At 61.1% G+C, this 23,923-nt stretch carries 21 protein-coding genes; 13 read left to right on the forward strand and 8 right to left on the reverse strand.

From position 1 onward, the window contains the following. Positions 1-17: 17 nt before the first annotated feature. From AB0P14_RS04795 to AB0P14_RS04805, 3 genes are read left to right on the forward strand one after another with little or no spacing between them, the layout of a single operon-like run. Positions 18-944 carry a zinc ABC transporter substrate-binding protein gene (locus AB0P14_RS04795; protein ID WP_363838519.1) on the forward strand — a complete coding sequence of 309 codons (927 nt, stop codon included), beginning with the start codon at positions 18-20 and terminating at the stop codon, positions 942-944. Further along, a complete protein-coding gene (locus tag AB0P14_RS04800) occupies positions 941-1,801 on the forward strand; it encodes an ABC transporter ATP-binding protein (protein ID WP_363838522.1) in 861 nt (286 codons plus the stop codon). Before AB0P14_RS04795 ends, AB0P14_RS04800 begins: the two co-directional genes overlap by 4 nt. Further along, positions 1,798-2,673 carry a metal ABC transporter permease gene (locus AB0P14_RS04805; protein WP_363838524.1) on the forward strand — a complete coding sequence of 292 codons (876 nt, stop codon included), beginning with the start codon at positions 1,798-1,800 and terminating at the stop codon, positions 2,671-2,673. The genes AB0P14_RS04800 and AB0P14_RS04805 overlap by 4 nt, the downstream gene beginning before the upstream one ends. A 32-nt stretch (positions 2,674-2,705) precedes the next feature. Here AB0P14_RS04805 and AB0P14_RS04810 read toward each other — a convergent pair whose 3' ends face one another. Next, positions 2,706-3,116 (reverse strand): Fur family transcriptional regulator, encoded by a 411-nt coding sequence (locus AB0P14_RS04810; protein WP_363838527.1) that lies wholly within the window; start codon positions 3,114-3,116, stop codon positions 2,706-2,708. 117 nt (positions 3,117-3,233) lie between these two features. Between AB0P14_RS04810 and AB0P14_RS04815 the strand changes: the two genes are divergently transcribed. Continuing rightward, on the forward strand, positions 3,234-3,890 hold the full coding sequence (locus AB0P14_RS04815) for an MBL fold metallo-hydrolase (RefSeq protein WP_363838530.1): 657 nt from the start codon (positions 3,234-3,236) through the stop codon (positions 3,888-3,890). A gap of 34 nt (positions 3,891-3,924) precedes the next feature. Here the strand turns inward: AB0P14_RS04815 and AB0P14_RS04820 are convergent, their stop codons facing one another. Further along, complete coding sequence (locus AB0P14_RS04820; protein ID WP_363838533.1) at positions 3,925-5,004, reverse strand: PLP-dependent cysteine synthase family protein; 1,080 nt, start codon at positions 5,002-5,004, stop codon at positions 3,925-3,927. Positions 5,005-5,069: 65 nt separating this feature from the next. On the opposite strand from AB0P14_RS04820, the gene AB0P14_RS04825 reads away from it, so the two are divergent. Genes AB0P14_RS04825 through AB0P14_RS04835 form a run of 3 tightly spaced genes read left to right on the forward strand, consistent with a single transcriptional unit; the run spans position 5,070 to position 7,453 of the window. Continuing rightward, positions 5,070-5,948, forward strand: a complete 879-nt coding sequence (locus tag AB0P14_RS04825) for a sulfurtransferase (RefSeq protein ID WP_363838535.1) — start codon at positions 5,070-5,072, stop codon at positions 5,946-5,948. Then, positions 5,945-6,994, forward strand: a complete 1,050-nt coding sequence (locus AB0P14_RS04830; RefSeq protein ID WP_363838538.1) for an NAD(P)-dependent alcohol dehydrogenase — start codon at positions 5,945-5,947, stop codon at positions 6,992-6,994. Before AB0P14_RS04825 ends, AB0P14_RS04830 begins: the two co-directional genes overlap by 4 nt. A 30-nt stretch (positions 6,995-7,024) precedes the next feature. Further along, entirely contained in the window at positions 7,025-7,453 is a 429-nt protein-coding gene (locus AB0P14_RS04835; protein ID WP_363838541.1) for an HIT family protein, read from the forward strand. Positions 7,454-7,636: 183 nt separating this feature from the next. Here AB0P14_RS04835 and AB0P14_RS04840 read toward each other — a convergent pair whose 3' ends face one another. Beyond that, positions 7,637-8,197 (reverse strand): helix-turn-helix domain-containing protein, encoded by a 561-nt coding sequence (locus AB0P14_RS04840; protein WP_363838543.1) that lies wholly within the window; start codon positions 8,195-8,197, stop codon positions 7,637-7,639. A gap of 119 nt (positions 8,198-8,316) precedes the next feature. On the opposite strand from AB0P14_RS04840, the gene AB0P14_RS04845 reads away from it, so the two are divergent. Together AB0P14_RS04845 and AB0P14_RS04850 are read left to right on the forward strand one after the other, a co-directional pair. Continuing rightward, entirely contained in the window at positions 8,317-9,384 is a 1,068-nt protein-coding gene (locus AB0P14_RS04845) for an SDR family NAD(P)-dependent oxidoreductase (RefSeq protein ID WP_363838546.1), read from the forward strand. A gap of 138 nt (positions 9,385-9,522) precedes the next feature. Beyond that, entirely contained in the window at positions 9,523-11,289 is a 1,767-nt protein-coding gene (locus tag AB0P14_RS04850; protein ID WP_363838549.1) for a BCCT family transporter, read from the forward strand. Between the two features lie 50 nt (positions 11,290-11,339). Here AB0P14_RS04850 and hrpA read toward each other — a convergent pair whose 3' ends face one another. The 3 genes from hrpA to AB0P14_RS04865 all read right to left on the reverse strand — a co-directional run bounded on the left by hrpA (position 11,340) and on the right by AB0P14_RS04865 (position 16,880). Further along, positions 11,340-15,380 (reverse strand): ATP-dependent RNA helicase HrpA, encoded by a 4,041-nt coding sequence (gene hrpA, locus AB0P14_RS04855; RefSeq protein ID WP_363838551.1) that lies wholly within the window; start codon positions 15,378-15,380, stop codon positions 11,340-11,342. Positions 15,381-15,416: 36 nt separating this feature from the next. Further along, positions 15,417-16,277, reverse strand: coding sequence for a hypothetical protein (locus AB0P14_RS04860; RefSeq protein ID WP_363838554.1), 861 nt, complete (start codon positions 16,275-16,277; stop codon positions 15,417-15,419). A gap of 111 nt (positions 16,278-16,388) precedes the next feature. Next, positions 16,389-16,880, reverse strand: a complete 492-nt coding sequence (locus AB0P14_RS04865) for a MarR family transcriptional regulator (protein WP_363838556.1) — start codon at positions 16,878-16,880, stop codon at positions 16,389-16,391. A 75-nt stretch (positions 16,881-16,955) separates the two neighbouring features. On the opposite strand from AB0P14_RS04865, the gene AB0P14_RS04870 reads away from it, so the two are divergent. Beyond that, on the forward strand, positions 16,956-17,975 hold the full coding sequence (locus tag AB0P14_RS04870) for an EamA family transporter (RefSeq protein ID WP_363839344.1): 1,020 nt from the start codon (positions 16,956-16,958) through the stop codon (positions 17,973-17,975). A 645-nt stretch (positions 17,976-18,620) separates the two neighbouring features. Further along, positions 18,621-20,372, forward strand: coding sequence for a DUF222 domain-containing protein (locus AB0P14_RS04875; protein ID WP_363838559.1), 1,752 nt, complete (start codon positions 18,621-18,623; stop codon positions 20,370-20,372). Between the two features lie 36 nt (positions 20,373-20,408). Here AB0P14_RS04875 and AB0P14_RS04880 read toward each other — a convergent pair whose 3' ends face one another. After that, positions 20,409-21,110: a class I SAM-dependent methyltransferase gene (locus tag AB0P14_RS04880; protein WP_363838562.1), complete on the reverse strand. Its 702-nt coding sequence runs from the start codon at positions 21,108-21,110 to the stop codon at positions 20,409-20,411. Between AB0P14_RS04880 and AB0P14_RS04885 the strand changes: the two genes are divergently transcribed. Then, positions 21,109-21,681, forward strand: coding sequence for a hypothetical protein (locus tag AB0P14_RS04885; protein ID WP_363838564.1), 573 nt, complete (start codon positions 21,109-21,111; stop codon positions 21,679-21,681). The genes AB0P14_RS04880 and AB0P14_RS04885 overlap by 2 nt on opposite strands. Here the strand turns inward: AB0P14_RS04885 and AB0P14_RS04890 are convergent. Further along, positions 21,678-23,048, reverse strand: a complete 1,371-nt coding sequence (locus AB0P14_RS04890; RefSeq protein WP_363838567.1) for a GH1 family beta-glucosidase — start codon at positions 23,046-23,048, stop codon at positions 21,678-21,680. The genes AB0P14_RS04885 and AB0P14_RS04890 overlap by 4 nt on opposite strands. Positions 23,049-23,529: 481 nt before the next feature. Here AB0P14_RS04890 and AB0P14_RS04895 point away from each other — a divergent pair, with 481 nt between their 5' ends. Beyond that, positions 23,530-23,919, forward strand: coding sequence for a PadR family transcriptional regulator (locus AB0P14_RS04895; protein WP_363838570.1), 390 nt, complete (start codon positions 23,530-23,532; stop codon positions 23,917-23,919). Positions 23,920-23,923: the final 4 nt, after the last annotated feature.

Below are 23,923 nucleotides of genomic sequence, written 5' to 3' on the forward strand. Positions count from 1 at the left end.
TCTCTCGAAGGAATCGCATGTCTGCAAACCGCCGCTCACTTCTGCTTATGGGGGCCGTTTTGGTGGCTTCACTCACCCTGGCAGGGTGCGGCGGCGGGAGCCCTTCCGGGGCCGAAGCCAGCAGTGCGGCAACCATTGCGGTCGTGGCCTCCACCAATGTTTACGGCGATATTGCCAAGAGCATTGGGGGAGACCACGTCAGTGTTCACACCATCATTTCTGATCCCGCCGCCGACCCGCATGGCTACGAAGCCAACGCCCAAGACAAGTTGGCCGTGTCAAAAGCTCAGGTAGGTATTGAGAATGGTGGCGGTTACGACGACTTCTTCACTCAGCTAGCCAAGGGGCAGCTGGACACGAAGAACATTGTCAATGTCAGCGAGTTGTCCGGTCTGGATACAGGCGCTGATTTCAATGAGCACGTATGGTATTCACTACCCACCATTCTCAAGCTGGCCGATGATCTTGCCACCCGTTTCAGTGCCGAGCTGCCAACGCAAGCGGCGACATTCACCGATCAGGCCGCTGCGTTCAAAACTCAGATCGCGACTGTGGAGTCCCGCCTTGCGGTGTTGAAGAAGGACCACGATGGCGCTGGTGCGGCCGTGACGGAGCCGGTTCCGCTCTACCTGCTCGCCGAGGCGGGTTTGGTCAATGAAACACCGGAAAAGTTCACCTCTGCTATCGAGAATGGCGCCGATGTTCCGGCTTCGACACTGACCGAAGTGCTGGCCATGATGGCCTCTGGCAAGGTTGCCGTGTTGGCCTACAACACCCAGACCGAAAGCCCGCAGACCGAGCAGGTCAAGGCTGCTGCTGAGAAGGCCGGAGTCCCTGTGGTGGACTTTGCAGAGACCTTGCCAGCTGACACGAGCTACCTCGACTGGATGATTGCTAATGTAAGTAACTTGGAACAAGGACTAACTACAACGGCTGGAAAATGAGCGAATCAGCACCATCAGTCATCACGCTCAAGCGAGCAACCCTCAAGTACGGCCAACGCACCCTCTGGCAAGACCTCAACTTAGAGGTGTCGCCCGGTGAATTCCTGGCCGTCCTGGGTGCCAATGGCAGCGGCAAAACAAGCTTCCTGAAAATTCTGTTGGGCCTGGCTCCGCTGAGCTCGGGACTGATCATGCTCGACGGCGCACCCGCCAAACGCGGTAGCCGCACCATTGGCTATGTTCCCCAACAAAAAAACTTTTCCCCTGACACTGCCCTGCGGGCCCGCGACCTCGTGGGACTTGGGGTTGATGGCCACAAATGGGGCTTTAGGATGCGTGGCCGCGGCTACCATCAGCGTGTGGATGAACTGTTAGAAATGGTCGGGGCCAGTAGCTACGCCAAGATTCCCGTAGGCATGCTCTCCGGCGGTGAGCAGCAACGGTTGCGGATTGCCCAAGCGCTAGCTTCCAACCCAAAGGTCCTGCTCTGTGACGAACCACTGCTCTCGCTGGATATGCATCACCAAAAGGCTGTGAGCGAGCTCGTGGCCCAACAGGCAAAGGCGAACGGAACCGCCGTCGTCTTTGTCACGCATGAAATCAACCCCATTCTGGAACACGTAGATAGGGTGCTCTACCTCGCTGGGGGGCGCTTCACTCTAGGTGCCCCTGCCGATGTGATGCGGACCGAGGTGCTGTCCAAGCTGTACCAAACCAGGGTCGAGGTGCTCAACGTTGACGGCAGGCTCGTGGTGGTGGGGCGGCCAGATTCCGTGGTTGACGGCCATGCGGAAGACCATCTGCACACTCACGCCGTTCCGGCCACGAAAAGCACATTTGACGGGGGACGGCCATGAGCTGGGCGGACTTTTCAGAAGCGGTCTTTAACTTCAGCAACTACGCGGAACTGCTTCCGCTCTTTCGCGACACCATACTGGCCGGTGCCATTCTTGGTCTGGTAGGCGGCTTGGTGGGCACCTTCGTCATGATGCGCGATCTTGCCTTCGCCGTCCATGGCATCGCCGAGCTGTCCTTTGCCGGGGCGGCCTTTGCCCTGCTAATTGGGGTCGATGTCATTCTGGGTTCGCTGGCGGGCTCCATCGCTGCGGCACTGCTACTCGGTGTCATGGGTGTGCGTGCCAGAGAGAAAAACTCTGTCATTGGCGTCATCATGCCCTTTGGGCTGGGCCTGGGCATTCTCTTTTTGTCCCTGTACGACGGCCGTTCGGCCAACAAATTTGGTCTGCTCACCGGTCAGATTGTCTCTGTTGATGCCACGCAGCTTTCGGTTCTAGCCGGCACCGCGCTGGTGGTGGTGGCTGGGCTCGCCCTGATTTGGCGTCCGCTGACCTTCGCCAGCGTTGATCCCGATATTGCCACGGCGCGCGGTGTTCCCGTGCGAACGTTGTCGCTGGCGTTCATGTTCCTCTTGGGTATTGCCGTGGCGCTCTCGATTCAGGTGGTCGGTGCGCTGCTGGTTCTGGCACTCTTGATCACCCCGGCTGCTGCGGCCCTTCAGGTAACGGTGGCCCCGCGGATGGTGGTGTTACTGAGCGTGGCGTTCGCCATGATCTCCACCGTGGGTGGGATTATGATCGCCCTGGGTGGAAGTATCCCGATTAGCCCTTACGTCACCACGTTGTCGTTTGTGATCTATCTGCTCTGCCGCGTGGCCGGGTCCTGGCGGCGACGCCGGGGCTGGTCTGCTCGGCCCGCCGTGGCCGCCTAGTAAAGTAGGCCCGGTAAATTAGGCCTACTAAATTAGGCCTGCGCCGAGCATTCCGGGCACAGGCCGTAAATTTCCACGGTGTGCTGGACCTGGGTGAAACCATGATCGGCGGCGATGCGAGCCGCCCAGCTCTCCACTGCGGGAGCCTCAACTTCCACGGTCTTCCCGCAGTTGCGGCACAGCAGGTGGTGGTGGTGACTCGTCGCATTGCAGCGGCGGTACACGGCCTCGCCCTCCCCGTTTCGGAGAGTGTCCAGCAGGCCCTCTTCAGCCATGGAGGCAAGAATACGGTACGTGGTGGCCAGCGAGACCGGGGTCCCTGCCTCGTGCAGCAGACGGTGGAGTTCCTGGGTGCTGACAAAGTCATCCAGGGTGTCCATGGCGGCGCTGATGGCAACACGCTGCTTGGTGACGCGCTGCTCCTTCATCGGTGCATCCGACATGCCCACAACCCTCTTTCTTCACGCTTCGATTCAATCAACCAGCCTAGCGCACCTGCCCATTAACGTCCCCTTGTTGCTGCCCTTGGCGGGGCTGAACTCCAGGCATAGGCTGTGACCATGTTGCTCACAAAATTCTCCCACGCCTGTATTCGACTCGAGCAGGAGGGCCGTGTACTGGTGCTGGACCCCGGAGTCTTCTCCGAATCCGCCACCGCTTTGGATGGTGCCCACGCCGTGCTGATCACGCATGAACATGCCGACCACTACGACGGCGACGCCCTCACCAAGGCTTTGACCGCCATCCCCGAGCTGAGCATTCACGCTCCCACTGGGGTGGCCCGGGACTTGCGGGTACGGGCGCCGGAAGCTGCCGCACGGATTCTGGACGCCGCGCCTGGGGACTCATTCACTGCGGCAGGCTTTGCGATCCAGTGCTTCGGCGGCCAGCACGCCCTGATCCACCCTTCCATCCCGGTGGTTGCCAATGTGGGCTACCTGATTGACGACGACGTCTATCACCCGGGCGACTCCCTGATAGTCCCCGACGGGGTCAGTGTGGGCACCCTGTTGGTCCCGGTCCATGCGCCCTGGTCCAAGGTGTCCGAGGTGGTGGACTTTGTGGTCTCGGTACGGGCACCCCACGCCTTCCAAATCCACGACGGTCTCCTCAATGAACAAGGCTTAGCGTTCACCGAATCTCACATTGCCAGGATCGGCGGGCTGCACGGGGTGCAGTTCCGTCACCTCAACGCCGGGCAGTCGGTGGAAATCTAGAACGGGCGAGCGGCTGGCGGCTGGGCGAAAATGATCAGCCGGTCCACACGCCGCTGGCGAAGAAGTCCTCGATCGTGCGCAGATGCGGAGCCGGGTCAAGGTCTTTTTCGGCCAGCCAGGCAGGGTTGTTGTAGCTGCCCGCATAGCGTTCCCCGCCGTCGCACATCAACGTCACAATGCTGCCCTTTTCGCCGGCGGCCACCATCTGCGCCACCAATTGCCACACACCCCACAGATTGGTGCCGGTGGAAGGCCCAGCATGCATTCCGGTCAGCTGCGCGAAGTGCACCATGGCCGCCACGGAAGCGGCATCGGGGATCTGGAACATCGCATCGATCACTCCGGGAACAAAGCTGGGCTCCACGCGGGGGCGGCCGATTCCTTCGATCCGGGAGGAATGGCCGGTGACCGTGCCGAGATCACCACTCTTCCAGGCCGGATAAAAAGCGGAGCGTTCCGGATCAACCACGGCCATCTGCGTGGAGTGGCCGTGATAGCGGATGTAGCGGCCAATTGTGGCCGAGGTGCCGCCGGTCCCAGCGCCCACCACTACCCAAGCTGGCTCGGGATGGCGTTCGTGCGAGAGCTGGCTGAAGATGGATTCGGCAATGTTGTTGTTGCCGCGCCAATCGGTGGCCCGCTCGGCATAGGTGAACTGGTCCATGTAATGCCCATTGCTCTCCGCGGCAATCTCCGCCGCCGCCGAATACACCTCATCGGCGTACTCCACCAGATGGCAACGCCCGCCAAACTGTTCAATGAGGGCGATCTTTTCCGGGCTCGTGGATCGCGTCATCACGGCCACAAAGTCCAGTCCGAGCAATTGTGCAAAGTACGCCTCGGACACTGCCGTGCTCCCGGAGCTGGCTTCCACCACCGTGGTGCCCCGGTTGAGCTGGCCGTTCACGAGGGCAAAGAGGAACAGGGAACGGGCCAGCCGGTGCTTCAGGCTCCCTGTTCGGTGGCACGATTCGTCCTTCACATACAGGTCCACGCCCCATGCCTCGGGCAGCTCGATCTTGTACAGGTGAGTGTCTGCCGAACGGTTATTCTCGGCCTGGACCTTGCCAATGGCGTTGTGCGTCCAAGACCAGTCAGCGTGCGAAGTGTTCATGCCAGTCAGCGTATCGCAGTAGATTTAGCTGCAGTTGCCCGTGAACCTCGCCCAAGGAGCATCCCATGAGTATTCTGATCAATGTCGCCGAGCTACAGACGTGCCTAGCCTCCGCGACGCCGCCGGTGCTGCTGGACGTCCGCTGGGCGTTGGGCGATCCGCACGGCCGCGAACATTACCTTACTGGCCATATTCCAAGTGCTGTGTTCGTGGATCTGGACACCGAGTTAGCCGGTCACGGGCAGCCTGAGGACGGCCGCCACCCGCTGCCGTCCGCGGAAGACTTTGCTGCCACGGTGCGGCGCTGGGGTATCAACTCCGGTGACACCGTGGTGGTCTACGACGACGCCGGAGCTGCCGCCGCCGCCCGTGCTTGGTGGCTGCTGGGTTATGCCGGGTTCAAAGATGTGTACCTGCTCGACGGCGGTCTGGCCGCCTGGCGCGCTGCTGGCCTTCCCCTCGCAGCAGGTGAGGAGCGCGCGGAGCCAGGTGACGCCGTCGTACATTTTGGGGCAAAGGCCACCATTGACGCGGACCAAGCCGCCGCCTGGTCCGGGATTCTGCTCGATGCGCGGGCGGGGGAGCGGTTCCGGGGTGAGGTTGAGCCAATTGATCCGCGGGCCGGGCATATTCCGGGGGCCGTGAGTGCGCCCACCAGCGAGAATTTGGCGGCCGATGCCACCTTCTTGCCGGCGGTTGAATTGCGGGCACGGTTTGTGGGGCTAGGCGTTGAGCCGGGCAGCGAGGTGGCGGTGTATTGCGGCTCGGGGGTGACCGCCGCGCATCAGATTGCGGCGTTGGAAATTGCTGGGTTTCGGGCGGCGCTGTATCCGGGTTCCTTCTCCGCGTGGTCAAATCAGCCGGAGCGGCCAGTTGCGACGGGGCCTTCTGAGCGAGGGGCTTCTGGCGGGAGTGGCGGCAACGGCGATAGGGTTGAACAATGACCCAAGTAAAGGCTTACGCAGCTGTTTCAGCAACATCCGGACTGACCCCTTCAACCATCGAACGCCGCGAACCCGGCGCGCACGACGTTGAAATCGCCATTGAATTCTGCGGCTTGTGCCACTCGGATGTGCACACCATCCGCTCCGAATGGGGGCCGGCCAAGTACCCGCTGGTGCCCGGGCACGAGATTGTGGGCACCGTCAGCCGAGTAGGGGACTCCGTCGAGGGTTTCACCGTGGGTGAGCGAGTCGGCGTGGGCTGCATGGTGGATTCGTGCCGCGAGTGCGATTCCTGTCTCGAAGGCTTCGAGCAGTACTGCGAAGTAGGAAATGTTGGCACCTACGGCGCTGTTGATCGGCGGAACGGGGACGCCATTACGCAGGGCGGCTACGCGCAGGGCATCGTGGTGGATGAAAACTACGTGCTGCACATCCCCGAAGGCATGGACCCTGCAGCCACCGCCCCGCTGCTGTGCGCTGGCATCACCACCTACTCGCCGCTGCGGTACCTGGATGTTCAGGACGGTGACACGGTGGGTGTGATTGGCCTTGGCGGGCTGGGCCACATGGCTGTCAAGATCGCCAAGGCACTTGGCGCCACGGTCACGGTGTTCACTACCTCGCCGGCCAAAACCATCGATGCTCTGGATCTCGGAGCCGACCATGTTGTCATCTCCTCCGATCCCTCAGCCATGGCTGGTGCCAAGGCGTCGCTCAATGCCATTATCGATACGGTTGCCGCGGTCCACGATCTGAACCCGTATCTGCGTACCTTGGCCCGCGACGGGGCCCTGATCCAGTTGGGCCTTCCCTCGGAGAAGATGCCGCCGGTGGAGCCCGGCCTGCTGATCCGCAAGCGCCTGGCCTATGGGGGATCCTTGATCGGTGGGATTGCCGAGACCCAGGAAATGCTTGATTTCTGCGCCGAGCACGGGATTGTTTCCGATATTGAACTGGTCACCGCTGCAGATCTTGATGGCGCCTACGACCGCATGGTTGCGGGCGACGTCAAGTACCGCTTCGTGCTGGACACCGCCACTATCTAATTTTCCCCACCCTTATATGAGGAGCATTTCTTGAGCACCCTGTTTACCAAGATCATCGAAGGCCAGATTCCCGGACGCTTTGTCTGGAAGGACGATGACTGCGTGTCCTTCCTGACCATCGGGCCCCTGACCGACGGGCATGTCCTAGTGGTCCCGCGCCTGGAAGTGGACAAGTGGACAGACGCGGCCCCGGAGCTGGTCACGAAGTTGATGGCCGTGGCCCAGACCATCGGTCAGGCCCAGGTTGCCGCTTTTGGTGCACCGCGCGCCGGGCTGACCATTGCCGGATTCGAAGTGGAGCACCTGCACGTGCACGTGTTCCCGGCCTATGGGCTGGAAAACTTCGACTTTGGCACGGTCAACAACAACCCGGATCCGGCCGCTATGGACGCCAACGCCGAAAAGCTCCGGGTGGCCTTGCGCGAAGCCGGGCACGGGGAGTTCGTCCCGGAGGCTTAATTTCGCGATTGCTGCAGGCCTGCACTTTGCACCTGCGTACGGTTAACATCGAACGGTGCGCCACTCATTGAGTGGCGCACCGTTAGCAGTTAACCAGCCGCAGACGACGGCGCACAGGCGCAGGCGACGGCGCCCCGGTGAGTGCCGCCGTCGTGCGTGGTTTTGTGGGGTCTGCTGGTGGCGCTACGGCGCGCGCGGAACGAATGCCGCCCTGAATATGGCCCGGGCCCGAGTCGCGGACTCCATCCGCTCAGCCACCGGGGTCCGGGATAGTAACGACGCCAGCATGCCAATGGCCAGCATCACATCGGCCGGCTCCACGGTAGCGGCGATGCGTCCCTGGTCCTGGTCCCGGGCGAGCAGCGCCGCGGCCACTGCTGTCATGCGCGTGGCCAGATGTTCGGCGCGCTGATCGCGCTCGGAAATAATCATGTCGATCAAAGCGGTGGAGGCGATGACCTGTTGAGCCACGCTATCGAAGAGGTCCACGAGCGTTGAATCGGAGAGTTCTGCCAACGTCTCCAAGGCCGTGATGTTGTCATCAAAAACCGCCACCGCCAAGGCAATTCGGTCGGGGAAATGTCGGTAGAGGCTGCCTTGGCCCACCTGCGCCCGCCGAGCCACCGCGCTCAAGGGAGCCATGAAGCCGGATTCGGCAAAGACCTCCCGGGCAGCTGCTATCAGCGCAGCCCGATTCGCGGGTCCGGCGCTGGGTCCTAGATTGACTTTTCGCTTCGTTGGCACAGTGCTAGTCTATAACCGGACAGAGTTGTCCGGTAGTTGTGGAATCGGTGCACGCAGACGAGCTTTCAGCCGAGAATCTGCAACAGTAAATCAATCCTTCGGAACGGAGATCGTTTTCCATGAGCAATAACATCAATAACCCCAATGACCTCAGCGGCGAATCAACCATTAACACCTGGTTGGCTGATCCGGCAGGTGGTCCTGTGCTGCGTGCCACGTTGGCAGCTGGCGGCCAGGGTGCCGATTCCCTGCGCCCTGTGGGCAAGATGGCGCTCAACCGATTGGTCGAGGTGAGTCAGGGAGCGTTCACGCAGGACATGATTGACGGCTTGGTGCAGCGTGTTGAGTCCGGAGACATTCCGGCCGAAGAGCCAGCACCTGCTTCTGCACCTGTCTCCGCCGCAGCGGCGGGACCGGAGGTGCCCGTATGGGTGGAGAAGGTCACCCAGGGCCGCTTCTCCGGCAAGACCATCATCGTCACAGGTGCCGGTTCGGGAATTGGCCGGGCCACAGCATCCCGCGTGGCCCGTGAGGGTGGCCGGGTCATCGCCGTCGACATTTCTGCCGAACGCTTGAGGGAATTCGCCGCTGCCCTGCCCGAGGGCAACATCGTTACTGTCTCCGGGGATATCACCGACGACGACGCCGTGGCAGCCATTGTCGAAGCTGCCGGTGAGCGCATTGACGGGCTGGCAAACGTTGCGGGGGTCATGGACAACATGACCCCCGTGCACGAGGTGGCCGACGATGTGTGGAACCGCGTGTTCAACATTAACGTCAACGGAACCATGAAGCTCATGCGCGCCGTGGTTCCCACCATGCTCGCACAAGCCCAGGGTTCCATTGTCAACGTGGCTTCCGAGGCTGCATTGCGCGGTTCCGCCGCCGGAGCTGCGTATACAGCGTCCAAGCACGCCGTCGCTGGTCTGACCAAGAGCAGCGCGTTCATGTACGGGCCCAGTGGCATTCGCGTCAATGCTGTCGCGCCGGGACCGGTCATCACCAACATTGAGGCTCGCTTCGATTCCGAGCTGGGTGCTGCACGTGTTCGTCGCGCCATGGCTGTTCTGCCTGACGCAGCCGAAGCCGACGCGCTCGCAGCCTCCATCACGTTCTTGCTCAGCGACGACGGCGTGAACGTCAACGGCGTCATCCTGCCTTCCGACGGCGGCTGGTCCGTAGCCTGACCTGGCGGCGGCACCTGCCACGATTCTTCGAAAGGTGAGCGCCGGCGGGCCGAGGTCCGCCGGTGGCAGCGGAAACGCACCGTTGAGTACTAAGCTGAGTAGCGGCGTCTCAGGGAAAAATTCGCATATGCTGGAAAAATGTCAGAAACAAAAGCCACGTCACGGGTCCATCGCTGGGTATTCTGGCCAGCAGCCTTAATTGTCATCATTTTCGCGTCATTTGCCATGATTGCGCCCGAGTTCGCCGAGAACCTGTTTTCGGAAATCCAGGGCACCATCGTCGGCTACTTCAACTGGTACTACGTTCTGTTGGCCACAGCGCTGGTGATCTTCTGCTTGTGGGTCGGCTTCGGCAAATTTGGCGATATCAAGTTGGGCAAGGACGACGACGAACCCGAATTTTCGCTCGGCTCCTGGTTTTCCCTGTTGTTCGCCGCGGGCATGGGCATTGGCTTGGTGTTCTACGGCGTCAGTGAGCCCTTGACCCACTTCGCTTCACCGAAGCCCGGTACCACCGGAGCCCCCGCTGAGCTCGCCCAGCAGGCGCTCTCACAAACCTTCCTGCACTGGGGCGTCCATGCCTGGTCGATCTACGTGGTCATCGGGTTGGCACTGGCTTACGCCATCCACCGTCGCGGCCGGCCGGTATCGATCCGCTGGACCCTTGAGCCCCTGTTCGGAAAAAGGGTTCGTGGCGGTCTGGGCAACCTCATCGACGTCGTCGCACTGGTGGGAACGATCTTCGGCGTGGCCACCTCGCTCGGGTTGGGTGTGTTGCAGATCAGCGCCGGACTGGAAAGTGCCGGGCTGATCACCTCGTCGTTGTTCATTGACATTGTCATCATTGCGGTGATCACCTGCTTCGTGCTTTTTTCGGTGCTTTCAGGCGTGGGCAAGGGCATGAAATGGCTCTCGAACACCAACCTCATCCTGGCCGGCATCTTCGTGGTCTTCCTGCTCGTGGTCGGCCCCACCCAGTTCCTGCTGCGCAACTTTGTGCAGTCCACCGGCAATTATCTGCAGAACTTCCTGGGCATGGCCTTCAATGTCAGCGCCTTCTCCGGCGCGGAGGGCGAGGCCTGGCAGTCCACCTGGACCACGTTCTACTGGGGCTGGTGGATCTCTTGGGCCCCGTTTGTGGGGATCTTCATTGCCCGGATTTCCAAGGGACGCACAGTACGCCAATTCGTGGCCGGAGTCATCCTTGTGCCCACCTTGGTAACACTGCTGTGGTTCAGCGTGCTGGGCGGTACTGCACTGTATTCCGAGCTCTCCGGCAAAGGCGGGCTGGTGGGTCCGGACGGGACGGTTGACGCCGCTGGCGCCCTGTTTGCGACGTTGGCGCAGATTCCGGCCGGCGGGGTGCTCACCTTTGGGGCGATCATCATGATCGTGATCTTCTTCGTGACCTCCGCCGATTCGGGCGCACTGGTGATGGGCATGATCGCCAGCGGCGGAGACGTGGAACCCAAGAACTGGATCCGCATCTTCTTCACCCTGACCACATCGCTACTGGCTAGCGCCCTGCTACTGTCCGGTGGCTTGGAGGCCCTGAAGACGGCGGCAATCATCATTGCACTGCCCTTCAGCGTTGTGCTGATCTTGATTTGCTGGTCCACCTACCGGGCCTTCTCCCGCGAATCGCGCGCCTACGAAAAGGCCAGGCGCATGGCCTTCGTGGAACACATTGGCGACTTTTACGGGCTGGAAGTCGAGGGCCCGAACCAGGATTCCCCCTTGATGAATCTGCGTGCGCTCACTGCCCGATTGCGGGGACGGCTTCCGGTAGATAAACGCCCACGCATTGACCCGTTCGGACACCACCCGCAGGACGCGGAGTCACCCGGCGGGCCGGAGGCGGCAGATTCAGCGTCCGAGGCTGCCCCGGTCGAACCCGAAGTGTAACGGCGGAATCGGTACTGGCTTTGGCGAACGCAGTGACAACTCCTGCTGGGTCAGGCCATGGCCTTCGCCAGCGCCACCCGGATTCGCTTTTCTGAGACCGAATACGCCGTCCCCAACTCCACGGCAAACAGGCTCACGCGCAGTTCCTCGATCATCCAGCGCACATGATCCAGCCCAGCCGTGGACCGCTGGCCGGGCAGCAGGGCCGCCACGGCGTCGTCGTACTCGTCTTCAAGACGCTGCACGGCGGCCAGCGACTGGCCATCGCGCGCCACATTGCTGGGTAGTTTCTCCAGACGCTTCTCAATGGCACCCAAGTACCGCGGCAACTGACTCAGCTGGGCAAAGCCCGTCTTGGCCACGAAGCCCGGGTACACGAGCAGGTCCAGCTGCTGCTTGATATCGTTCAGGGCGCTGATCAGCGGCAGGCTCGTGGTGGCTCGCAGCTGCTTTTGGATGCGCATAGTGGACGCCAAGACCCGTTCGACGACGGCGGTCACCGAGAACACCGTGTCAATCAGTTCCGCGCGGACTACTTCATACAGCGCGTCGAAATCTGCTCTGTTCCAGGGCAGCGCGGCCGGGGTCAGCTTGTCGATGGTGGCCAGCGTGCAGTCCGCAATCAATTCAGTGACGCTGCCGTGGGGGTTCTGGCTGAACGTGAGCTTTTCAGTGTTGCTCAGGTGGTCCAAAACGTAGCGATCCGGCGAAGGTACACGCAACGCCAGCAGCCGAATGACGCCGCCACGCATGGCCGATTCCTGCATATCCTGGCGCTGGAACACGCGAATCCCGGCGGTGACGCCCTCATCCACCAGCGCCGGATAACCGGTCACCGTGTGCCCGCCTACCAGACGCTTGACTTCGCGGGGGAGCGTGCCCACATCCCACGTGGTGATCCCGGAACGCTCCGCAATACCGTCCGTCACAGCGATTGTGCCGCCGCTAATGTTCGACGCCGGAGCGGCACCTTGCGCCGTTGCGCTACCTGCCGCTGTGGTGCCGTTGGCGGACGGGTTCTTGGGGTTCTTCGCGGAAGGGTTAGTCAGCGGGTTGGCCAGCGGGTTGGCCAGCGGAGCCCGGCCTGGCTGCGTTGTCTTCGGCGTTGCGCCGAGCGATTCAGCAATGGCGCGCCGGGTGGCTCCGGCCAGCTTGGACGCCAGCTCGGAGAGATTCTGGCCCTCTTCCAAAATCCGGCCATTCTTATCCACCACGGAGAACGTCATGCGCAAATGACTCGGCACGGCGTCCCAATTCCAGGAACCGGGCGGAATGACATGGCCCTTGAGTCGGCGCAGGGCCAGCTCAAGGGAAGGCTCCAACGCATCCACCGAAGGATCGAAGTCCTCGGCCAGCGATGCCGCAGCCTGCCGCGCAACATCCGGTGCCGGAATAAAGTTCTTCCGAATCGCCTTGGGCAGCGACTTAATCAGGGCAGTGACCATCTCGGCACGCAGGCCCGGAATCTGCCACCTAAACGGAGCTTCCGACAGCTGGTTCAGGAACAACAGCGGCACCTGAACGGTCACGCCGTCGGACGGGTTGGGGGCAGAACCCGGCGCGGTGGGATGGAACTCATAAGAAAGCGGCAGCTCAAACTCGCCCTGCGTCCACAGCTTGGGGAAGGCGGCCTCATCCAGCTCCGGCTCCTCGGCCATGACCACCTGCGTGTCAAAGTCCAGCAGTGCCGCGTTCTCGTGCCGGGCGTCCTTCCACCACTTGTCGAAGTGGCGCTCTGAGACAACATCGGCGCCCACACGCTCATCGTAGAACTCGAACAGCGTCTCGTCATCCACGCGCAAATCACGCCGACGCATGCGGGTTTCCAGCTCTTCCACCTCGGCCAACAGGGCCTGGTTGCGGTGGAAGAACTTGTGGTTGGTGTGCCAATCACCCTCCACGAGGGCATGGCGGATGAACATCTCCCGGCTCAGTTCCGGATCGATCTTCCCGTAGTGGATGCGGCGGTTCGGCACGATCGGGACACCGTAGAGCGTGACCTTCTCGTGCGCCATGACCGAGCCCATTTTCTTGGACCAGTGCGGCTCACTGTACGTGCGCTTCACCAGATCTGGCGCCACCTGCTCCGCCCACAGGGGATCGAACTTCGCGGCCACGCGCGCCCAGAGCCGTGAGGTTTCCACGAGCTCGGCGGCCATGACCCAATCGGGCGACTTCTTAAACAAGGCCGAGCCCGGGAACACCATGAACTTGGTGCCGCGCGCGCCGGCATATTCACGCTTGCGCTGGTCATATAGACCAATATGGCTGAGCAGGCCGGTCAGCAGCGACATGTGAATGGCGTCGTGATTGGCCACCGGATCGATCTCGGAGCCTGCGACCTTGATATCCACCGACTTCGCCATTTGCTTGAGCTGGGTGAACAAATCCTGCCACTCACGCACCCGCAGATAATTGATGAACTCGGCCTTGCACAGGCGCCGGAACGCACTGGAAGACAGCTCGTTCTGCTTCTCCTTGATATAGCGCCACAGATTCAGGAATCCGGTGAAGTCGGAGTTCTCGTCCTGGAAACGCTTGTGCTTTTCCGTGGCCAGCTGTTGCTTGTCGGTGGGGCGTTCGCGCGGGTCCTGAATGGTGAGCGCCGCGGCCAGCACCATGACCTCGGCGGCCACGCCGCGCTTGGCGGCTTCCACGATCATGCGGCCCAGACGCGGGTCTACTGGCAGCTGTGAAAGCTGACGCCCGACGCCGGTGATCCCACCTTGGGCGCTCACGGCACCGAGCTCGCGGAGCAAGGTCACGCCGTCGGTGATGGCCCTGGAATCCGGCGGCTGCACAAACGGGAACTTTTCTACATCCTTGGGTCCCTTGGCCACGCCCATGGCCGTCATTTGAAGAATGACGGCGGCCAGGTTGGTGCGCAGAATTTCCGGGTCGGTGAACTCGCTGCGCGCGTTGTAATCTTCCTCGGAGTACAAACGGATGCAGATACCGTCAGACACACGCCCGCAACGGCCTGAACGTTGATTGGCCGAGGCCTGGGAAACGCGCTCAATGGGCAGGCGCTGGACCTTGGTGCGGTGCGAATACCGCGAGATACGGGCTGTTCCAGTGTCAATGACGTACTTAATGCCTGGCACTGTCAGCGAGGTTTCAGCCACGTTGGTGGCCAGTACGATCCGCTTCCGCGAGCCCGGCGTAAAGACGGCGTGCTGTTCGGCCAGCGACAACCGGGCAAAGAGTGGCAGAATTTGCACGTCACGGAGCCGCGGATTTGTTTTTACCCGGCCGGCCAGGGCGTCAGCGGCGTCGCGGATCTCGCGCTCACCGGAGAAGAAGATCAGGATGTCTCCGGGCGCCTCTTTGGACAGTTCATCCACGGCGTCACACACGGCATCGAGCGGGTCGCGGTCTTCCTCACTATTGCCGCCGTCTTCCTGGTTCCCACCGTGTCGGTTCCGGTCCGAGCGCAACTCAAGTTCGTCGTCGTCCTCCCCGGCGCCCTCCCCATTGGCCGGGCCGCTCAAGGGGCGGTAACGGATGTCCACGGGGAAGGTGCGCCCGGAGACTTCGATGATGGGCGCCGGGCCCTCCGCGGAGGCGAAGTGGGTGGCGAAACGCTCGGGGTCGATCGTTGCCGAGGTGATGACGATTTTCAAATCCGGGCGTTTGGGCAGGATTTGGCGCAGGTAACCGAGGATGAAGTCGATGTTTAGCGAGCGTTCGTGGGCCTCGTCAATGATGATGACGGAGTATTTGCGCAGCAGCCGGTCGCGCTGAATTTCCGCGAGCAGGATGCCGTCGGTCATGAGTTTGATCTTAGTTTGCGGGCCCACATGGCCGGTGAAACGGACCTGGAAGCCCACCTCTTCGCCGATTTCCACGCCCAGTTCGCTGGCGATGCGCTCGGCCACGGTGCGTGCGGCGAGGCGGCGCGGCTGCGTGTGACCGATCAGGCCCTTCTCGGCCAGACCCAACTCCACGCACATCTTCGGGATTTGGGTGGTTTTTCCCGACCCCGTCTCGCCGGCAATGATGGTGACCTGGTTGGCGGCGATGGCAGCCATGATGTCCTCGCGGCGCTCCGAGACGGGCAGCGCGGCAGGGTAGGTGATAGTCAAAGTCATGGTGCCACCCAGTTTATGCGGTTTTCACGTGGGCGCTTATTCGGGTGCTGGCGCGAGGGTTTCTTTGCGTGCTGCGGTGCGCAGAGCGAGCGCCCCTCTGGCCGCCAAGACCAGAAGTACGACGCCGGCCAGCGCTAGTACCGCGCCACCGGCACCGCAGGCGATTACCCAGGGGGTGGAGACGGAAGCGCTGGCCGTCTTGCTCAGTGCCGCGGAGTTGAGTGCCATGGCAGTCACTAGCGCGGCCATGCCGAAGAAACTCAGGAGCGCGCCGCTCATGAAGGTGAGTAGATTTCTGGCGGAGATTTCGCGCCACCGGCGGTCAAGGCCAGCCATGCGGGGATCCGGGAGAGTGGCCGTGGTGTTCAACCTGTGCAGGGCAAGAAGTGAGGCACCGCAGATCAGGACGGCGACGAGGAGGAGGGGCACGCCGTCGTACTTCTCAAGGGTCAGATTCGGGACCAGATCGGTTGCCACCACAAAGGCGATGAACGCGATAAAAGCGGCGAGGACAGCTGCCGGCAAGATGAAGGATTGCCTAGGCAGGAGACGTTCGCGCGTTGCGAGCTTGGCGGCGGGCAGGGCCGAGAACAGCAGGAGCCCGCCGCTGGCAGAGAGGCCCGCAGTGACCGCGATCGGCAAGCCCTCCTGGCCGGAGAGGCCAATCGAAATCCTGAACAGGGCGGCAAACATGACGGCTGCGAAGACCAAAGCGGCCACAGTGCGCCACTGGGCCCGGCGCATGGACTGGTCCTGATCGGCGGCAGTTGCGTGCAGCGGGGCCTTGCCGGCCGCGAGAGCTAGCGGGGCCTTCTTCTTGGTAATCCACGCAGCGGCCGCGGTTACGCCCCAGGCAAGCATCGCAAGAATGGCCAGCGCAGCAATCAATTTGGTCATTGGGAAAGTCTGTCATGGATCGATTCGTGTGCCGCTCCGTTTTCTGGCCGCTGTGCTGTTCCACCCGCGGTGCCCTTCAATTTTTTGGGCAAACAAGTAAGAGGGAGGCTTTCAGAGATCCGAAGCGGCTGCGGTGATGCGTTCCAGCAGGTTTGCCAGCTGTGCCTGTTCTGCTTTGCTCAGCGCGCCTGTGATGGCATGTTCGGCAGTCAGATGATCCGGCAACGTGGTCTCGATTAGTTTTCTGCCGGCGGTGGTCAGCGAGACCAAGGTGCCGCGTCCGTCGTCGGGGTTGGCGCCGCGGCTGACCAGACCACGACTTTCCAGCTTGTTGAGACGCTGGGCAACCGCGCTGCTTGAGATCATGGCGTCGCGCGCAAGTGCGGCGGGGGTGAGGCTGTACGGGGCCCCGCTGCGCAGGAGTGTGGCCAGGGCGTCGAAGGTAGAGGCATCCATCCCGTGCTGGGCGAACGTTGCGGCGAGTCGGGTGTCTACGGCTGAGGCGGCCCGGCTCAAGCGCCCGATCACTGCCATGGGAGAGACATCCAGCTCAGGTTTTTCGGTGTGCCATTGGGCAAGGATGCGTTCAAGGTGGTCTGCCATGGCACCACTCTAGCAATTTGCTAAGCACTTAGTTATATTAGCTAAGTGCTTAGTAAAAATTTGAGTTTGATACTCGTGACTTCCTTGGCCCCGATCCTGTGGGGGACTACCTACCTCACAACCACCATGTTCCTACCGGAGGGGAGGCCGCTGCTTGCCGGGGTGCTGCGAGCACTCCCCGCCGGATTGCTCTTGCTGGCCCTTTCGCGTCAGCTGCCGCAGGGTTCATGGTGGTGGAAGTCGTGGGTCTTGGGAGTGCTCAACATCGGAGCGTTCTTCGCTCTGCTGTTCATTGCGGCGTATCGGTTGCCCGGTGGAGTTGCCGCCATTGTTGGTGGGATTCAACCGCTGATGGTGGCGGTGCTGGCTAGTGCGGTACTGCTCGAAAAGTTGACTGTGCCACGTCTCATGGCCGGCGGGGCGGGGGTGCTGGGTGTCGCATTGATCGTGCTGCAATCGCAGGCTCGACTGGACGCATTGGGACTTGTGGCCGCAGCAGGAGGCACCGTGTCCATGGCCGCCGGCACGGTATTGGCCAAGAAATGGGGACAGCCGGTTTCACGTGGTGGCCGGCCAGTCACGGCCTTGGCCACCACCGCCTGGCAACTGATGGCAGGTGGAGCTTCCCTAGCCTTTTTGCTGCTGGTGTTTGAAGGTCTGCCGGCGGAACCGTTGAAGGTCACCAATGTGCTCGGGTACCTGTATCTGTCCGTTTTTGGCACGGCATTCGCCTACTTCTGCTGGTTCAGAGGTTTATCGCGGCTGCCAGCAGGCGCCGCAGCATTCTTGGGACTGCTCAGCCCTGTAGTGGCGATTGTGCTCGGGTGGGCAGTGGCGGGTCAATCGATGGGGGCCCTGCAGATAGCGGGTATCGCGGTGGTTCTAAGTTCAGTTGCTGCAGGGGTAAGCCTTGGGCGTTCGAGGAATTCTGGGGAGGGTGGGGAGGCTGGGAAGGCTGGGAAACTGCGACCGGAAACCCTGTCTGGAAAGCTGTCCTCAAAAGCCGTCGGCGTAGGTGGGCTCGGAGCAATTGGGCTCGGAGTAGGTGAGCTAGGCGTAGGTGGGCCAGGCGCACATGAGCTAGAAACTCGGTGACTGGCAGGCTCGCTGTTGATTTGCTGGCTGCGCTCGCAGATGGGGCGTCTTGCCTCGATGGCTAGGGGTATCCGGCGTCTGATACATCGGATACATCGGTGAGCTCATGAGTTGAGCGCGCGACTCATAGCCATTCCTTGTGTCCACCCTTGTGTCCCCGAATTGGGGCCCGGCCTGAAGTCGCAGCTTCAAGCCCCGAAAGGCATCCGCTGAGGCTTTGTCCTAGCGCTTTGCCTCATTCATTCCTCCACCGGCAAGGCCGGCGCCGCGGCTATCCAGGTGTCGTGGTTCTGGCATCCAGAATGTCAGAGGGTGTGCGTAGTGTCGTAAGTAGCAGTAGATCAAGGACGATCTGAATCGACATTTGTTGCAGAATTTGTCTTTGATTCAAGGACGCAATCTGGTTCCGTAGCTTTTGCCGACGGACCTAGGCGAAATGGCAAGGCGGTGAATCGCATGGCGGCTCCTGAATGGGTGAGTTCCCCAGTGGTTGTTGCCGGACTGGGGTCGCCGGTCGGCAATAGACCAGAAGTAGGGGTGCCGACTGGCAGTGCCCCAGCGGTGAGGCCGCATGTCGAGAGAGCTGCTGAACCCCCTGTGGACCCCGCGGCTGCACCAAACAACGTCGGTATTGAACCAACAGGTGTGCCTGCGTGGGAGACCTTGGCTGAAGCCAGCCCAGCCAAACCTGCGAACTCCGGTGCGGTTGCCATGGGTAAGTGCCAAGGACTGCTTGAGTTCAGCAGCGCTCTGTTGGCTGAGTGCGATTCCTTCTTTGACCCTGTGATGCTGGCGCAGCTGGATGCGGCCCTCGCTCATGAATTTGCGCACCGGGCGCAGGGGCAGGTTGTCGCTGCCACTGAAGGAATGTCAGTGGCCCTCCGAGAAAGCAAAAATACTGACGCTCTGGCCCATTTGGCACAACGTGTGGCAACGGCAAAATCAGATGCCACCAAGGCCGCGTCTCAGGCAACACTGGCCACAGACGTACTGCGGGCCTTGGGCGGCGAAATCTCCGATGTAGGTTTTGACCCTGAAGCCGTCGAAGCGGTTTCCGGTGTCGTGCTGCTTGACGTTATTGGCTCCCTTGAACGAGCTAAAAATGCTCTTGCCGCGGCTCAGGCCCATGCGCAAACTTTATTTGTTGCCCAGCAACGGCTTAGTCAGGCTTGCGCGGGAACCCCGAAGGAAAAAGTGGGTCGCGGCATTCCCCATCAATTGGCTCTTGCCAGACACGAATCGCCGTTTAGAGGGCGCCAACTCTGTGAATTATCCGAGGTCTTGGTGCGGGAAATGCCGTGTAGCATGCAGGCATTCTCCCAAGGAAGGATCAGCGAGTACAAGGCTGGCATTGTCGCTAGGGAAACAGTTTTTCTGTCGCTGGAGCACCGGCAAATGGTGGATCGAAAAATCTGTGGTGACATGGACGCCGTCGAGCTTCTAGGAAATCGAGAACTCGGCGCGGCGGCCAGAAGAGCCGCCTACAACCTCGATCCGGAAGCTTTTGTGAAGCGGCAGGAGAAAGCTGTGGGAGAGCGCTATGTCTCGCTTCGGCCAGCGGCAGATGGCATGACCTTCTTGACGGCATTGATCCCGTTGAAACAAGGAGTGCGTGTGCTGGCCACACTGACCAAGATTGCCGATAGTCTCAGGAATTCTGGTGATGAACGGGGCAAAGGGCAAATCATGGCGGACGCGCTGATGCACCGCTTGATCCAGCACGCCCCATGCAATGATGGCGCTGGAACCGTCAGCGATCACCGGGGTGTTCCGGTGGATGGCTTCCCGGCGGCAACTTTTCCGCCGTTTGGCGCCACGGGCGACCAGTTGTGCACCACCGTGGATGAGGCCAGTATCTCCTTGGAGCTGGTCATGACGGACAGATCGCTCTTTGGTACTGACAATGAGCCAGCCATTCTTGTCGGTTACGATCCGATTCCAGCCCCTATTGCCCGCGACATGGTCCTGAACGGAGGATTCTCAGCTCGAGTGTGGCTGAAGAGGCTCTTCACCCACCCGCAAACCAATCAGCTTCTGGCTATGGATTCTCAGGGCAGACTGTTCCCGGAAGGCATGAAGGAATTCCTTCGGCTCCAAGGTCAACGCTGCCAAACACCCTATTGCGACGCGCCAATCCGGGAGTATGACCACATCAAAGCCTATGTGGCCGGGGGAGCCACTTCTCTGGACAACGGTCAAGGTCTGTGTTCGGACTGCAACCGGGCCAAGGAATCGCCCGGCTGGGTTTCCAAACGTGTCAAGGGCAGCGAGTCCCATGGAGTGGCAGAGGGTGGTCCGGCGGGAACCTGCATCAGCACTCCCACCGGCCACCGATACGTTTCCACGGCGCCTCCGTTACCGGGATACCAAAGCCGGCACAGTGTGGACCGGCAGTAAATTCTGAAGTAGTTCCTTCGCGGAATCCTGCAGTAACTAGGCCAGGCGAATGGCTCGCAGAACCTCGTCATGAATTGTGATCGGCTGCCCTTCAGAATTTTGCGCACTACGGGGCCGGGACTCCGAGACCAGAACCTGCCACTGCTGCGGATCCAGCGAGCTGGCGAGCTCCTCCGTACTGAAATACAAATCTGGAGCATCTGGTCTCCTGGCACCTGCGTGAATGTCTGATGCTGAGTGGCCCACAATGAGCAGTGTCCCTCCGGGGGTAACCGCAGTAGCGAGTCGAGCGTACAGGGGTTCCCGTTCGTCGCTGGGTAAGTGCATGAACTGGGCGGAAACAAGGCCAAAACTGGATACCGGGAGAGTCCAGGTCAACAGATTCTGGTGTTCCCAGCTGATGGAACCCGCCAAGTCCAGCGCAGCTGCATGCTCCTTGGCGCGTTGAAGGGCTACACGTGAAATGTCCACAGCAGTCACGTCCCAGCCTTGGCGAGCCAGCCATACTGCATCAGCACCTTCGCCGCAGCCCACATCGAGAGCAGTGCGAGGGATATTTGAGGCCCCACGCCGATCGCCAGGCCGTTCATTGTTTGGACCAGAAGTAGGCGCTGTAATGGCGCCAGCATCAGGATCAGATAACTCAGCAACTAGTTGGGGATTTGCCTGCCCGCTCCACACTGTTGTGCTGCCGCCGTAGCGCTCGTCCCAGAAGTTCTCATCGAAGAGGTTCGTCATGGCAACAGGCTATACGCCTGAAGTCCGGCAAATCCTGCGCGCAACATGCCGCACTCGCATTCAGGGACTTTGGGCGCTCCCGAATGAAGAAGCCGTGCAGCAGTTTTTGGTCCTGCGCCCTAGGAGAAGTAAATCCGCCGATGGCAAAGAAGCCGCTTTGATGATTGACCTCGAGTCTGTACAGAAAATCGGATCTGCCACGGCTAAATGGGAGCTCAACGCTCCGGCGGGTTATGCCGTTGAGACGTCCAAAGACGGCTTGTTCTGGGATCGGATGAGTCCTTATAAGGTTGCTGGGCCAGGCAAGGACCAGGTCACTTTTCCAACGACTGAAGCACGGTATGGGCGGCTTGCCGGATTGACCCCCACCCAAGGCTTCGCCACCATGGGGGTGTGGAGCCTCGGTGTACACGGTATCCCCAACGCCGCAGCAGGGACAGTGGCTACCTCTTCCGGAATTGAAACGCCAAGTTTCCCTGCCCATCAAGCCTTCGACGGGAATGCGGCCACTCGCTGGTCCGCGAACTACTCGGACCGTCGGTGGATCGCCGCAATCTTTAGCTCACTTTAACTCAGATTTGACCTGATCAATTCTTGGTACCAGTAGTACGAATCCTTAGGAGTGCGCTTCTGGGTTTGGTAGTCAACATGGACGAGACCGAAACGCTGAGAGTAGCCCGCAGCCCATTCAAAGTTGTCCAAGAGCGACCAATGGAAGTAGCCGCGGACATCCACACCTGCGTCCATGGCAGCTTTGAGAGCCCTCAGGTGAGCATCGGTGTAGGTGATTCGGCGCTGGTCCTGGACCCGTCCGGCGTCGTCCGGGCCATCGCTATAGGAGGCTCCATTCTCGGTGATGAATAGGGGAGGGAGTGACTCGCCATAGCGCTCCTTGAAGCTCACAAGCAATTGAGTGAACGCTTCCGGGACCACGGGCCAGTCGAAATCAGTGCGTGGATAGCCTTGAATCTCGCGCAAGGAAAACGGAAGAGCTGCATCCAAGGCGTGCCCATCCATGAGCGCGGCGTCCCCGGTGGTGGGCGCACCAACCAAGGTGGGGTTGTAGGAATTGATGCCGTACCAGTCGATCGGCGTGGAGATAATGGCCAAGTCACTGTCAGGGACGGGAGGGAGGAAAGGGGCCAATGCCTCGGGGTAGGTGCCGGTGAGGATGGGGTCGGCAAAGAGCCAATTGGTGATGTTCTCATAGAGTCCGGCGGCTGCACGATCCTCTTCGCTATCACTGGCGGACCATGTGAGTGCGTGATTGTTCGCGATGCCAATATTCGAAGCTCCCGCAGAACGAAGCGCCTGAACGCCGAGGCCGTGCGCGAGCAACAGGTGGTGTGCGGCAGGGAGTGCGTCAAAACCGAGCGCCAGCCCCGGTGCGTGAATGCCTGCACCGTAGCCGAGCATCGTGACCACAACGGGTTCGTTGATGGTGATCCAGCGCGGGATTCTGTCGGCAAAGTGCTCGCCAAGAATCTGGGCGTAGTCGGCAAATCGTTCGGCGGTTTCCCGATTGAGCCACCCTCCCGTCTCCTCGAGCGCCAAAGGCGTGTCCCAGTGGAACAGGGTGGGGCTTGGGGTAATCCCGGCCTCCAGTAGTCCGTCAACGAGCTTGTCGTAAAACCCAAGTCCGACGGCGTTCACCGCACCTTTGCCGGTGGGCTGGATGCGAGACCACGAGAAGCTGAAACGGTACGCGTCCACACCGAGCTCTTGCATGAGCGCGATGTCTTCGGGATAGCGGTGGTAGTGGTCGCAGGCAATGGCTCCGGTGTCTCCGTTGTGAATGCGCCCAGGCTCGGCCACGAAGGCATCCCAAGTGGAGGGGCCCCGGCCGTCTTCGTTGACGGCCCCTTCAATTTGGTAGGAGGCGGTGGAAACGCCCCACACAAAATCACTCGGAAAACTGGGGAAACGTGACGTGTCCATGGAGACCTCTCATCGATGGCTTGGGGACGAGCTTCACGGAATAGAGGAGGGAAGTCAAGGGTTGGGTGCCGCGATGGGTGGTACCTAAGTGCTGGGTACCTAAAGCACTGGCATCCTAGTGCGATGGGTTGGGAAGTTCTGCCCAACGCCCACGCTGGTCTTCGGAAGCTTGGGTCTCCTTGAGAGTGCCTAAAGCCAGTCCCAGCATTCAGTGCCAACATTCAGTGCCAACTGGAGGTCGCCATCATGCATGCGCCCGTAACGAAGCCCATGAGCCTTTCACATTCTCCCGAGCAGGTTTTCGCAGCGGTCATCAAGACCCTAGAGGCTGGCAAGTATGAGTTGGCTTCTGCCGATGCGGGTACTTGCAGGACCGCATTTTCCAGCGGAAAGTCAGCTGATAAAACGCCGGCTGCCATGGCCGGGAATCTAAACTGACACAAAGCTTGGCATATACCCACAGTGGGCATATGGTGGAGTCATGTCTACCTCGCTAAGCTCATCGGCCTTCTGGATTCTTACCACTCTCGCCAGTGGGCGCAGGCATGGGTACGAGATCATGCTCGAGAGTGCCAAGGTCTCCGATGGCCGCGTGGAGTTGAAAGCCACCACGCTCTATGCCGCTTTGGAACGCCTCGAACGGGATGGACTTGTTGCCGCTGACGGTGAAGAGATTGTTTCTGGACGGGCCCGGCGGTATTACCGGTTGACGGATCAAGGAGCAACGCGCCTCGATGAAGAAGCCCGAGTTCTTCAATCGCAGGCACGAATGGCGCTCAAGCGTCTCTCCGGCCACAGTTATGCCTTCACGAGCCCCGGAGTCACCAGCCGCGTATTCGCGCAGGGTTTCGCGCGGGGATTCGCTCAGTGAAGCG

Source organism: Specibacter sp. NPDC078709 (assembly GCF_040686795.1).
GTDB lineage: Bacteria > Actinomycetota > Actinomycetes > Actinomycetales > Micrococcaceae > Specibacter.